The following is a 12,721-nucleotide window of genomic DNA, read 5'->3' as shown; positions in this document are numbered from 1 at the left end:
TGGAGTTTTTGGGTATGGGGCATGGGGAAGAAACTACCTGTTTGGCCAATGCCTAATGCTCAATGCCCCAAGCAACGGGGAGAACAACTTCGTTCACCCACCAGCGAATGGAGTTTCCCGTCGCTTTCAATAAATATAGGTTGGGTTGTAGCTTGCTTCCCCGTAGGGGTACGGTAGTGAAACCTAACATTAATAAGTATCTCAATGTTGGTTTACCGTATGGGATCTTGCTACGTTTGTCAACTCAACATAGATGTATTATATATAAGTTTCTAAGCGGACATGATATATGGCGATCGCCCACTCTAAACTAAAAACTAGTAGTCTGTCTGATTAAATTTGAGGGATAGGAGAAAGAACCGCAGAGGCACACAGAACGCAGAGAGAAAGATTCTAAAACTTGGTTTACTAAGCATTGTTGACTTGACAGACTATTAATTATTCTGCAATTTTCTTTGCAGCAGATTGCACTTGAATTACAACTTTTTTAGACAAAGGGATATATCCGAGTTCCAAACTGGATTTTTGCCCCTCAATTAAAGCCCAATCAATAAAGTTTTTCAGCGCTTGAGCTTTAACTCGGTTTGGATATTGGTGATAAGTTAAAAACCAGGTGTAAGTAACGATGGGATAAGATTGGACACCTGTAGGATCGGTGATAAAAGCAATCAAGTTATCGGCGGGTAATTTCACTGCCTCTAAGGTTTGAGCTACAGATTCTGGTGTTGGTGTAATATAATTACTAAATTTATTTTCCAAAGCAGCCATAGGGAGTTTATTTTGTTTGGCGTAGATGTATTCTACATAACCAATAGCTCCTGGTATCTGTTGAATCAGGGCGGTAACACCCTCGTTACCCTTTCCACCAATTCCCACTGGCCATGCTACAGCTTTACCAGCTCCAACTTTGCTTTTCCATTCTGGACTTATCGCACTTAGATGTTGCGTCAATATGCTTGTAGTCCCACTACCATCAGTTCGGTGTATAACCTGAATTGGTAAATCAGGCAAATTTACACCTGGATTAGCTGTGGCTATTCTCGGATGATTCCAATTCGTAATTTTTCCAAGAAAGATATCTACGTAGACTTGGCGTGGTAGTTTTAAACCAGTTGACAGATTGACTTGAGGCGACTGGCGGGCGACAGGCGTGAGGTTGTAAGCCAGCACAACAGAACCAGCAGTTATGGGTAAAGCTATTACTCCCCGTTTTATCTTGGCTGCTTGTTGATTTGTAATTCCTACATCACTAGCTGCAAAGTCCACAGTACCTTCGATAAGTTGTTGCACTCCAGCACTGCTTCCTATAGCTTGATAATTAATTTTTACATTGGGATTTTTCTGATTGTAATCTGAAAGCCAGCGTTCGTACAAAGGTGCCGGAAAACTTGCCCCAGCACCTACAAGAGAAACACGATTGATGTTTCGATTATTTGTAGTGCAAGAAGCAAAATTTAATAAGATTGCAATTAACGGTAGAAGGTAAACACGTTCTTTGGATTGAAGCTGAACAGACATAGAAATTTTTTATTCCAATGTTTAATAAATACCTCTAGTAGTTTTTCAATTTGTAGCCGTGAAAGTGGCGTTATTAATTGTAAAGAACTTTGAAACGCATAAATATACAGAGGTTAATGCAAAGGAACACAAAGTAATCCTCTGCGTTCCTCTGCAATTTACTTTGCGCTCCTGAAGCGTTTAAACTTCAATCGCCGCCTTTTTCTCTTCACCTTTTGGCTGTGAACTCAGTCGATCTAAAATTTCCAAAACCTCTTGTTCAAAAGCAACTTGGGCGCGATTAGTTTTGCCACCCACATACAAGCGATCGCCTTTTTCTAATGCCCAGATTTGCGAATGAGAAAAGTAACTCATTACCACACCCAGCATTAGTAAACCAAACCCTGAGTAAACAATTGGTATACCTGGATCGGCTTTAATTTGTAAGCCAGTGCTGCCAATGATATCCAGAATTTTCAGCTTCACGCCATTAACTTCGGTGAACATCCCGGCGCGGACAGTATCGACGAGTTTGCCAGTGGCATCATAAATTAATACCATCCCTTGCAAGTCTTTGGCTAAAAGGGAGACACCCTCACTCAAATCCGGTTTTGTAGGAACCCACGTTCCCCAAATGCGCCCTTGTCCCTTGGTGTTCAATTGCGCCATTGGTAGCTGAAAAACCGGGCTGTTGTTAAATTGGACGCGAACACCTGCAATTCCCCAATCAGTTTGGTAGAAAGTTACGCCATGATAGCGCAGAGGCTCGTTGACAAAAATCTTCCTATGCTCAACTTCTTCTCCCTGCTTATTCAAGACAGACATATCCGAATAAAATTGATCAATGCCGCCAGATGGTGTGTAGTCAATCCAGAAACGATTGACGCGCAAAGACCAATCTTTCGGAACTTGGGCTGCTGCTAAAGGACCAGCATTGACAATATTTGTCACTTGAAATGTATTGCCACTGGCAACCATTTCCTGAGCCAGAAACCCAGTCATTGCCCCCCAAATTCCCCCAATCAGAATAGCGACGATGCCAATATGAACGATAATTGGCCCGATGCGTCCGACTATTCCCTTGCGGGCGTAAAGGAGATTTTCCTTTTCTGGATCTTGAAAAATTTTATAGCGGTGTTTTTGTAATATCTGGTTCAAAGAATCTAAGGAACCAGTATCTAGTTCTGCACTTAAAGCTAACTTTTGAAATTGCCGTGGTTCTTCATAATATTTCCAGCGCTGGGCAGCTTTTAAGGCTGGTAACTGACGGGTAAATGAACAAGCAGTTAAGCTGGTGCCAAATAAAATGAGCAATGCCAAAAACCACCAAGTACGATATACATGGTCTAACCCAACTACCTGAATTACCTTCCAAGTTAAGAAACCAAATAAAGCTGGATGTTCTGGGTAGTTGGCTTGGTAAAATGCGGGTGACTGACCTTGCTCAATTACGGTACCAGTAGAGCTAAAGATTGCAATCAATAGCAGTAGTGCGATCGCTAATCGTAAGTTAGTCAGTACAGGCAAAAGCTCTTGGCGTAAGAACTGCCCAGGTACTGCCCACGATTTTAATTCTTTTGACGCCGAATCTTCTAAAGTCATTATGTATAAAATATAACTTTTATCTTGATATTAAAAACTGCCAAGAGGAATCCGAGAAATTAAGGAAAATACACCGAATCCTACCAACAGCGCCCCACTAACTGGATTAATCCAACCAGACCAGCGACGCAATTCTAGTAACTTTTTAATTGAAGCTGTAAAAGTACCCGCCAAAATCAATGGTGCTACATAACCGGCTGTGTAAGAAAGTAGTAAAACAGCACCTAAAATCAAGTCTTGTGTATTGGCAATCCAAACCAACAAACTAGCTAAGACAGGTGTGCTACAAGGGGATGCGACTAAACCGAAAGTCAGCCCCAGCAAATAAGAACGCAATCCAGATGGTAAATCTGGCGAAATCCAATTCGTTTCGCCCAAGGATGGAAATTGCAGAGGTAGTGCTTCTAATAAGTTCAACCCCATAAGAATGGCAATAATGCTGACGATAATCGGCAAACCAATTCCTACTTGACCGTAGACTTTTCCGACAAAAGCTGCTACTATACCCATTCCTGCCAATGTGGTTGCTAATCCTAAAGCAAACCAAGTTGATTGGGCAGCTGCTTGGAGTCGGCTTTTAGCTTCATAACCGCCGATGTAACCAATTGTAATTGGCAGCATAGAAAGCATACAGGGTGTAAGGCTGGTAAGCAAGCCAGCAGCAAAGATGATACCAACACTCACCACGCTAAGGTGTGTCAGTTGGTTAGAAACAAGGCTGTTAGCAAATTGTTCTAGTTGGTAAACTTGGGTTTGCAGGTTATCAAGCATGGGGAGTTTCTGAGCGGGAAATGCTTACTCTGCTTGAATTTTAGCTTATTTTTTGTTAATTATTTTTCTTAATTAATTGTGCCTTGAAGCGTCAGGCATTATTGTCTCCTGAAGATTTACGCCGTTAAGGTTAGCTCCCCTAATGTCGGCACCTCTAAGGTTAGCTCCTCTAAGATTCGCACCTGCCAAATTTGCTCCTCTGAGGTTAGTCCAACTCAAGTCAGCTTCACTTAAGTTAGCTTCACTTAAATTAGCTTGCAACAGGTAAGCACCACTGAGGTGAGCCTTGTTTAGATTAGCTTTGTACAGCTCAGTTTTGTAAAGATAAGCCCCCAACACTTCCGCCTCGTACAAACTCGCTTCGCTGAGGTCAGCCGCAATCAAGTTAGCTTCAATGAGGTTGGCAAAACATAGATTAGTCCGTATTAGCTTCGCTGCACCTAAATCGGCATCTCTCAAGTTAGCGCCTCTTAAGTCGGTTCCAATTAGATTAGCATGAGCGATCGCAGCGTCTTTAAGATTTGCCTCACTCAAGTCTGCTCCAATGAAATTAGCATGACTCAAATCTGCCTGTCTAAGGGTAGCACCACTCAAGTTAGCAACACTGAAGTTAGCATTACTTAAGTTAGCTTCAATCAGGAAGGCTTTGTAGAGGTTGGCACTACTTAGGTCAGCACCACTGAGATTTGCTCGCACGAGTAAAGCATTACCCAAATCCGCCTTACTCAAATTTACCCCCTGGAGATTCGCGCCTCTGAGGTTATCCCCTTGCAGGTTTGCGGCGCTGAGGTCTGGTTCAATCTGAGGATTTTTCTCTCTCCACTCAATCCATGTAACTGCACCTGCTTTGAGTAAAGCTAGATGCTCTCGATTTGCCATTTTCTCTCCTTTATTCCTGACGCATACCCAAAGGATTTGCCCGACCAGCTACACTTTCTATTGCCGTTAATGCTCCCGCCGCACCTGCTAGAATATCTCTTTCATGTCCACCTAAGTAAAGCCGTCCAAAACTACCTACAGCTTGTACCTCAAGAATGTTAATCGATGCCGCTTTTTCAGCTTCATTGGCAGCCAGTGCAGCGTAAGCAGCAGGTTCCACTTCTAACACATATAGCGTTTGCCCCGCTAGTAATAGCTGTCCCCGTCGCGTGCGATTAATAAGTTGTGTTTGGTAAGCATCGATATTGCGAATAATTTGGCTAGAAACAATGCGCGGTTTGAGACATTCGTCTTTTCGGACTCCCAATGTAGCCAAAATTGCTTGCCCAGCAGCTCGCGTTTCACCTTGGGAGCTAGAATGAACTTCTAATAGTCCGTAGAGTCGTTCAACTACTTGTACTCCCGGACGGACAGAAGCAGCTTTCAAGGCTACATCCGTAATTTTATTAATTTCGATACCAGGAGAGATTTCAATCCACAGTGATGTATCCCCTGGTAATGGTAAGAAGCCTTGAGCTACTGTTCCCATATATGCTGCATGTTGAGGTTGCAGGCTGTCGAGAAATACGAAACTGCGTAGTTCTATTCCCAAGATTTTGCTCTCCAGTCATAAGGGTAAAAGTTATCTATTGCAAGAGATGAGCGCCTCAGTTGGGGCATTTTTGCCACAAGTGAAGGATTGAAAAACACAAAGTAGAAAAATTTTGCTGTCGATAAATTTTACGCCTGAGAAGTATTCTGGCAAGAAAAACTGCCTTGACAATTGTACAAGCTTTATTACCCACAAATGGCTGTCTATAATGCTCAACTAGTCTTGATTTACTGAATACAAGTTAATGTTGCAAAAAAGTATTTAGCTAAAATGAAGCGGGAAAAGTTCACTGGACTTCTGCGGATATCTTTAAAATGCTGCCAAAACCGCAGCCTATCAAACTGATAGGGCTAGGATTTACACATTGACAAGGTTGCCTAGAGTGCCGATTCACCAAGTACACTAAGTACAGCATTTCATTAATTTGTAACGAATTAAATTTGGCAATGCCAACGCATCGGCTGACAATGCCAATGCATCGACTGACAATACCAACGCATCGAATGACAATGCCAATGCATCAAATGACAATGCCAACGCATCAGCTAACAATGCTAACGCATCGAATCACAATGCCAATGCATCTCCTTGCATTAAAAACGCTACGTTTTTACGCAAAGCTGTACTAGGAACGCCAAGAATAGAAAGTTACTCATTTAATGCAGCTTCACATTAAATTGGTATTAGGTGGAAACAAGGAAATAACAGACTTGTTTTGTTTACTGCCGCAGGCATCGCAATGCCTCGAATTGCTGCCAACAAAGGTACAATGCACGCGGTACGTGAAAACATCCTTTCCATTTGCCACCTTTAAGGTTCAACAATACTTCTCCACGCCGATTCAGGTAGCCAAACCATTCGCCGTATTCTGAATCAGCAAAGTGTGACCAAGTGTAATCGTGCATCTTTTCATACCATTCCCAACACACCTCACGCCCAGTAAGGCGATAGCCCATCGCTAATGCAACCAAAGACTCTAGATGAACCCACCACAGCTTTTGATCCCATTCCAATTGTTGTGGGGGATGACCATCTGCATCCATAAAGTAATACAACCCACCATACTCGTTATCCCAAGCAAAATTTAAGATGTTTAGCACCACATCAACGGCTTGGTTAATAGTTTTAGTGTCGTTTTGGCGAGACGCGATATCCATGATGAACCACATAGCTTCGATACCATGACCTGGATTAATCAGCCGTCCCTCAAAAGAATCTATGTGAGAACCGTCAGGGGCAACGTTTTCGTACATTAGTCCCTTTTCTTGGTCGAGAAAATCGCTCATTACTTCCCGGACTGTTTCAGCTAAGACATTCTCTAGTGTTTCCTTTGGCAGCAACCATTCCATTTCTAAAGTCAGGTTGGCTAAAATCATTGGTACAGCCAATGATTTCATGGGGCGTGTGCCGGGATAGGTTTTATTATATTTGCCCTTGGGGTTATCTTTGCGGCGTAATACGTTGTTGTAAGCCTGCATTGCCACATCCTTTGCCCATTCTTCGCCGCTAGCGAGTGCATATTTACTAAATGCCATTGCTGCAAAGCAGTCAGAAAAGATGTTGTAAGGCTCAACTAGTGGTTTTCCTTCACTGGTGAGGGCAAAGTACCAATTACCATCACTATCTCTGCCATGTTTGGCGAGAAAATTAGCGCCATTGCTAGCAATTTTTAACCAGTTTTCGCGCTTTTCTAACTGGTTGTAAAGCATGGAAAAAGTCCACACCTGACGGTTTTGCAGCCAAATGAATTTGTCCGTATCATAAATTTTGCCGTCGCGTTCAAGGCAAGTGAAATAGCCGCCTTGCTGCCAATCGAGAGAATATTTTTCCCAAAAGGGGAGGACATCGTTGAGGAGAGCGTTTTTGTAAAGTTCAGTGTAGCCCGCACTTCGGCTCCTTTCGACTTCGCTCAAGGCAAGTCGCTCAGTGACCACCGGAGGCATCGCTTGAAAATTATACTCCATAAATTCCCTCCCCTTTTGTGCTAGAACCAACAGCTTAACAGTTATCATATTTTGGCTTTAAAATGGAGCGCTCGCGTCAGTCTTTTACAAGATTTAGTCAGCAGCAGGTATACTTTTATCTTGTATCTTGCACCATTCTCAAGAACCGTAGTTTTTTAGAGATGAGGTTGTTATGAGTCAGATTAAACGAGTTGCGATCGTTGGAGGAAACCACGGTAATGAGTTAACAGGAGTACATTTAGTCAAAAAGTTTCAGCATTATCCAAATTTAATCAACAGAACAAGTTTTGAAACTCTGGCATTACTTGGCAATCTCAAAGCTATTGAAGAAGGCAAACGATACATTGAGAAAGATTTAAATCGTTGCTTCACTATTCAAGGCTTACAAAATCCTCAACTCTCAAGTTATGAAGATATGCGGGCAAAAGCAATTCAACAGATATTGCAACCGCAAAATCAGCCTTTTGTGGATGTAATTGTTGATTTGCACAGTACAACTGCCAACATGGGGTTAAGTTTAATTTTTTGTGATATGCATCCTTTTTTACTTCGGTTAGGCGCTTATTTGAGTTCTATAAATCCGATGGTAAAGGTTTTTGTGAATCAACAATCTAGAGAAGGTGGTTTTCTCCGTTCTCTGTGCGAATTAGGTTTTGTTATAGAAGTTGGTGCTGTAGCTCAGAATATTTTAAACGCTGAATTATTTCAGAAAACAGAACAGCTTATTTATGCAATTTTGGATTATTTTGAAAAGTACAACCAAGGTAATATTCCGCAAAAAAATAGCACGCTTATATTCTATCAATACATTGGAACTATCGATTATCCTAGAAGCGATCGCCAAGAAATTCAAGCCATGATTCATCCCCAGCTTCAGTTTCGGGATTATGAACCTTTGAATCCAGGTGATCCAATGTTTCTGAGTTTTGCAGGAAAAGATATTTTATATGAGGGAGCGTCTACTGTTTATCCTATTTTCATTAATGAAGCAGCTTACTACGAGAAAGGAATTGCGATGTATCTAAGTCAAAAACAACAAGAGGTTTGTTGAACTGACGTTAAATTATCCCAAACCGAATAGTTTTGCGATCGCAGGCAATAATTTATTACCCGCTTCCACCAGCGAAGCAACAGCAGGTAAGCCTGTAAATATCCCTTTCAACATGGTGATTGCCGTTTTTGCCGTCTTTTGCTTAGTCGATTCTTGAGGATTTTTACCCGCTTCTGCCAAAGTCTTCACTTGTTCTAGCGCTTCGGCTTTCTCTTCTTCTGGTAAATATGTGGATTGTATGATTGCATCTTGCAACTGCGACAATAATTCTTTAATTCCTGGTTTCTCGGCATCTGGTGAATCAGGTAACTGAGTGAGGGCAATACTCACATTACCGCTAATGGTTCCCAGATTAGCAACAGAATTATTGCCAGCGATACCGCTAACATTACTGCTACCTTCAATATTGATGCCACTGATATTTGACATATTGGTATCTCCTTGTGTATAAAATTTGGGCTGCTTGAGAGCAGTATCTACCATGTTTTCTAAACTAATAATGCGTTTATCTTTTTCTACAAGTAATAATTGCTGACTCTGCGATAGAGCTTTGAGTTGATTATAATCGTCAAAATATTCTGTACTCAGTTGAGATTTATCACTACCTGCGGCTGTTTTGGCTCTGAGCAAGATTTTATCATCGCCGCGTTTCTCCATTGCCACGATTTCTAACTCAGCTTCGGGATGATTTTCGGCAAGGTTTTTGAAAGCTATGGCAACAGCGCGGGGGTCAACGCCTTGATTATGGTAAAGGTCGAGGGTGTCAAAAATAGGCTTGATAAAGTCGGCAAAATCGCCGTCTGCAAATACTTCTTTATTATTGTCAGGTTTGCGGAGGGGGTCAGGGTTTTCTTTGGTGGGGACGCGCATGTAGACATATTCACACCTCACCCCATGTAATTTAGTTGTATTTGTAATGCCCCAATCTTCAATGTACGCTCCGGTGAGAGTTACACCTGTTAAATCTGTGCCGTCTAGTTGTATTTGCTTCAGCTTGGCTCTTGACAAATCGGCATCTTGCAAATTAGCTTCACTGAGATCAGCGCCAATAAAGCTGGTATCTGCTAAATTAGCTTTTTTTAAGTTGATACCTCGGAGGTTTTGACGGTCAAAGTTTTTGTCCTGTCCCTGTCCTGTAACCAGCAGTTGACGTACTTGTGAGTTTTGCAGATAAGTTAAACCAGGACGAACCCGGTCAAGCATTTTGGCTTGATGCCAATGGGTACAGATAAGGATAGTGTTTCGCAAATCTGTATTTTTGAGCGTAGCTTGGGTGAAATCAGCACCTGTTAAGTCAGCGTAACGAAAACTTGTACCTCCTGTTGCAGCAAAGGTAACAGCGATATTACGAATCAAGGAGTACTTTTCGTCTCCTTTCATGGCTCGCCAACTGATGTAGATGCTAAGTAATGTTCCGGCGACGGCGACGGCGACGGCGAAGGCTCCGGCGAAGGCTGCGGTGAAGACGAAGGCTGCGGTGGAGGCGAAGGTTGCGGCTGCGGCGAAGGCTCCGGCTGCGGCGACGGCGAAGGCGACGGCGACGGCTACGCCGACGGCTGCGGCTCCGGCGACGGCGACGGCGAAGGCTGCGGCTCCGGCTCCGGCTCCGGCTCCGGCTACTATTCCTTGGCGAATTGTGACGAAGAAAATGGAAAGGGGGGAAACAAGATTTCTTGTTCCCTCCCCAATCTTCGCCGGGGAAACAAGATTTCTTGTTCCCTCCCCAATCTTCGCGGGGAAAACAAGATTTCTAGTTCCCTCCCCTTTCCAAGGGGAGGGTTAGGGTGGGGTAAAACTGACGCTAAACCTCAGTTAATCAGCTATTTCAGACTTGTGTGTACACGGTAGCCCCGCAGGCGGGGTGGGTTCTTGGGGTTTAATAACTAATCAAGCGGACATAATATAAATACTCACCCCGCCAGCCGATACATAATCACTTTTCCTTTCCAATTTTCTTCCACAAATACTAGATGTTCACCATTTGAACGCCGAAAAGCGCGGATACCATAGGGTATATCAATCCAGCCACTTTCGCTGCCAACTTCTGGGCCTGGTTTTAACTGTTGTACTTGCGCTCCCGTTTTGGCATTATAGACATATACCTCTGCGGTTTTAACTGTCACGGCAAATACATAGTCTCCCGCTACACTCATAGCCGCCGTAGACATTTCGCGTTTACCTGTGGTGTCGTGAGGAATTACAATCCGCCAACGGGGAGTACGATTTCCTTTACTCCAGTTGTCAAAACGGGCAATCTCAGATCCAGCAACTCCTGTATCGTCACCGAATGCTGGGTGATCTCCTGTAAAGCCTGACAAATACATAGTATCTGTTTGGGGGAAATATTCAATTCGCCGCAAATCGTTAAATATCTTGGGAGTAGTTTGCTTTTTCATCGAACTATAGTTGTAGATCGGGTTGCCTTTAGCATCTATTCCCTGTAAAGGATAGTGTCGGATGCCATCTTCTGTTCGCAAAACTTTCCAAACATCTCCTTTGCTGTCTACCCACCAACCGCCAATATAGGGATAATCTTTGCTGGTATCATATTCGTTCTTTTCAAATTTGCCATTACCGTTGCGATCGCGCCAGATCCATTCCCCTTGTTTCGGTTGATTCGCTGGCCAATTTCCGGTGAGAAATGGTTTATCTGCGCCATTGCTACCGACAAACATTCCGGCTGGGATAGCTACTTTACCATCTGTGTCTGGATTAAAACGATATATTTGCAGAAAGCTGCTATACATATCTGTAAGGAACAAAAACGGCTTTCCTTGGATGCGGCGTACAAAGGTTCCGTCTGGCGATGTATGCAGACGGGGATCTTGAGGATATTTGAAAGGATTTAAAGTATAGGCTTTATAAGTCCATTGCTTACCAGCAGGCTTACTGTAATCCATCAAATAGTGTTCTTGTTTGGTGAATAAATCTACACCATCAGTTTTAGGATCGGCATCTGCATTATCGACGAATATCAATCCCAGCGATCGCCACATTAGTTTTCCCGATGGCGAAAATTTCCGCAAATCTGTGCCTGATTTATTGAAACCATTACTATTTACATAGATATTACCTGAAGCATCTGCACCAACTCCGGTAAGTCCATAAAGTTTCAAATCTTGAATTTCACCAGGAACTCCTGTATAGATACCGCCTTTAGAACCGAAACTACCCACCTGCATCGGCTTATCTTTGATGTCATAAATCAAGATTTGCTGACGTGGCCCATTTTCTGCCACTAACAGCTTACCTTGATGATCAACTGCGATCGCAGTTGGTTCAATGATATCTGCAATCTGTTGGGGTAATTGCTTTCCACTCGGCGAATAATGGAGAATCTTGGCAGGCTTACTGCCATTTTTGCTTTGAATAATCCACAGATTTTTTTGCGGATCAATAGTTATTGCTCCCGGATTAGCAACGGTAAAGCTGCGGAGTTCCTTCATCGTATCAGTATCATAGACACGAATCCGGTTAGCAGCAGAATCACTCACATACAACTCGCTTCCCACAGTTGCTAATCCAGTGAGTTCACTTTTAGTACTGGTAATTAACATACTTTTATCCCAGCCACGCCCTTCAGGAAAAGGCGCAGGTTTTCCTGACAAATCATAGCGTCTAACGCAATGCCAAGCTGTTCCTTCTGCTGGATAATCTTCATTGGTTTTGCCCTTCGATCCCTGAGTCATGGCAATGTAAATATATTTACTATTTGCTGTTACAGCTATGCCACCACCACGACTCCAGCCGTGAGTATCCCCAATAGCACCAATAACCTTACCATCTTTATATATGGCTGCTTCCATTCCCGCCTCATCCCAATGGCTGTTAGTATAAACTGTGCCATCAGGGGAAACATACATGGCCTCAATATTGTTTTGTACCCGCAGATTTCCACTGCCAATCGTATTACCTATCCACGATGTTTTGTAGTTAGGTGTAGATGTTAATGTATTGTTTTTTACTCGTTTATTTTCACTAACAATAGTATTACTTATAAATAATTTACTATGTGTAAGTGTAGGTGTTTCAGTATTGTTTGGTATCGGCATTTCACTGCCAATAGTATTACTTATCGACGATGTTTTGGAGCTTAGTGTGCGTGTTCCATTTGTTGCCCAGTCTGTTGTAATTCCTAGAGTAGTAACAATTACTCCAATAGTTAGACTTAGTAAAAAGTTGAAAACTTTACTTTTTTGGATATATCTAAACTTAAATATTTTTTTGAGGTACTGGTTGAGTTGGTGACGAAGTTTTATTAACTGTACCAATAATTTGTTTTTCATATACTTTTTAAGCTTTTAA

The 12,721-nt window shown here is 42.6% G+C and carries 11 protein-coding genes; 2 read left to right on the top strand and 9 right to left on the bottom strand.

What is annotated here, in order from left to right; all coding sequences use genetic code 11:
- The first annotated feature begins 21 nt into the window (after positions 1-21).
- Positions 22-177: a hypothetical protein gene (locus V7L20_RS04475; protein WP_334742906.1), complete on the top strand. Its 156-nt coding sequence runs from the start codon at positions 22-24 to the stop codon at positions 175-177.
- 261 nt (positions 178-438) lie between these two features.
- Here the strand turns inward: V7L20_RS04475 and pstS are convergent, their stop codons facing one another.
- From pstS to V7L20_RS04440, 7 genes are all read right to left on the bottom strand, one after another.
- On the bottom strand, positions 439-1,518 hold the full coding sequence (gene pstS, locus V7L20_RS04470) for a phosphate ABC transporter substrate-binding protein PstS (RefSeq protein WP_334742905.1): 1,080 nt from the start codon (positions 1,516-1,518) through the stop codon (positions 439-441).
- A 180-nt stretch (positions 1,519-1,698) separates the two neighbouring features.
- Complete coding sequence (locus tag V7L20_RS04465; RefSeq protein ID WP_334742904.1) at positions 1,699-3,099, bottom strand: cytochrome c biogenesis protein; 1,401 nt, start codon at positions 3,097-3,099, stop codon at positions 1,699-1,701.
- Between the two features lie 30 nt (positions 3,100-3,129).
- Positions 3,130-3,870, bottom strand: a complete 741-nt coding sequence (locus tag V7L20_RS04460; protein WP_334742903.1) for a cytochrome c biogenesis protein CcdA — start codon at positions 3,868-3,870, stop codon at positions 3,130-3,132.
- 72 nt (positions 3,871-3,942) lie between these two features.
- Positions 3,943-4,749, bottom strand: coding sequence for a pentapeptide repeat-containing protein (locus V7L20_RS04455; RefSeq protein WP_334742902.1), 807 nt, complete (start codon positions 4,747-4,749; stop codon positions 3,943-3,945).
- Positions 4,750-4,759: 10 nt separating this feature from the next.
- Positions 4,760-5,401, bottom strand: coding sequence for a hypothetical protein (locus tag V7L20_RS04450; protein WP_334742901.1), 642 nt, complete (start codon positions 5,399-5,401; stop codon positions 4,760-4,762).
- Between the two features lie 402 nt (positions 5,402-5,803).
- On the bottom strand, positions 5,804-5,953 hold the full coding sequence (locus V7L20_RS04445) for a hypothetical protein (RefSeq protein WP_334742900.1): 150 nt from the start codon (positions 5,951-5,953) through the stop codon (positions 5,804-5,806).
- A 167-nt stretch (positions 5,954-6,120) separates the two neighbouring features.
- Positions 6,121-7,365 (bottom strand): AGE family epimerase/isomerase, encoded by a 1,245-nt coding sequence (locus tag V7L20_RS04440; RefSeq protein WP_334742899.1) that lies wholly within the window; start codon positions 7,363-7,365, stop codon positions 6,121-6,123.
- A 172-nt stretch (positions 7,366-7,537) separates the two neighbouring features.
- Between V7L20_RS04440 and V7L20_RS04435 the strand changes: the two genes are divergently transcribed.
- Positions 7,538-8,416, top strand: coding sequence for an aspartoacylase (locus tag V7L20_RS04435; protein ID WP_334742898.1), 879 nt, complete (start codon positions 7,538-7,540; stop codon positions 8,414-8,416).
- A 12-nt stretch (positions 8,417-8,428) separates the two neighbouring features.
- Here V7L20_RS04435 and V7L20_RS04430 read toward each other — a convergent pair whose 3' ends face one another.
- Entirely contained in the window at positions 8,429-9,796 is a 1,368-nt protein-coding gene (locus tag V7L20_RS04430) for a pentapeptide repeat-containing protein (protein WP_334742897.1), read from the bottom strand.
- 530 nt (positions 9,797-10,326) lie between these two features.
- Positions 10,327-12,702, bottom strand: a complete 2,376-nt coding sequence (locus V7L20_RS04425) for a hypothetical protein (protein ID WP_334742896.1) — start codon at positions 12,700-12,702, stop codon at positions 10,327-10,329.
- Positions 12,703-12,721 lie beyond the last annotated feature (19 nt).

The organism is Nostoc sp. (genome assembly GCF_036916735.1).
In the GTDB taxonomy this organism is placed as follows: Bacteria; Cyanobacteriota; Cyanobacteriia; order Cyanobacteriales; family Nostocaceae; genus Nostoc.
This window is presented reverse-complemented; position numbering and strand designations above follow the sequence as displayed.

Bases quoted from the DNA above. Each gene is read 5' to 3' on its own strand.
- V7L20_RS04475 (WP_334742906.1), top strand. From the start codon at position 22: ATGGGGAAGAAACTACCTGTTTGGCCAATGCCTAATGCTCAATGCCCC.
- pstS (WP_334742905.1), bottom strand. From the start codon at position 1,518: ATGTCTGTTCAGCTTCAATCCAAAGAACGTGTTTACCTTCTACCGTTA.
- V7L20_RS04465 (WP_334742904.1), bottom strand. From the start codon at position 3,099: ATGACTTTAGAAGATTCGGCGTCAAAAGAATTAAAATCGTGGGCAGTA.
- V7L20_RS04460 (WP_334742903.1), bottom strand. From the start codon at position 3,870: ATGCTTGATAACCTGCAAACCCAAGTTTACCAACTAGAACAATTTGCT.
- V7L20_RS04455 (WP_334742902.1), bottom strand. From the start codon at position 4,749: ATGGCAAATCGAGAGCATCTAGCTTTACTCAAAGCAGGTGCAGTTACA.
- V7L20_RS04440 (WP_334742899.1), bottom strand. From the start codon at position 7,365: ATGGAGTATAATTTTCAAGCGATGCCTCCGGTGGTCACTGAGCGACTT.
- V7L20_RS04435 (WP_334742898.1), top strand. From the start codon at position 7,538: ATGAGTCAGATTAAACGAGTTGCGATCGTTGGAGGAAACCACGGTAAT.
- V7L20_RS04430 (WP_334742897.1), bottom strand. From the start codon at position 9,796: ATGAAAGGAGACGAAAAGTACTCCTTGATTCGTAATATCGCTGTTACC.
- V7L20_RS04425 (WP_334742896.1), bottom strand. From the start codon at position 12,702: ATGAAAAACAAATTATTGGTACAGTTAATAAAACTTCGTCACCAACTC.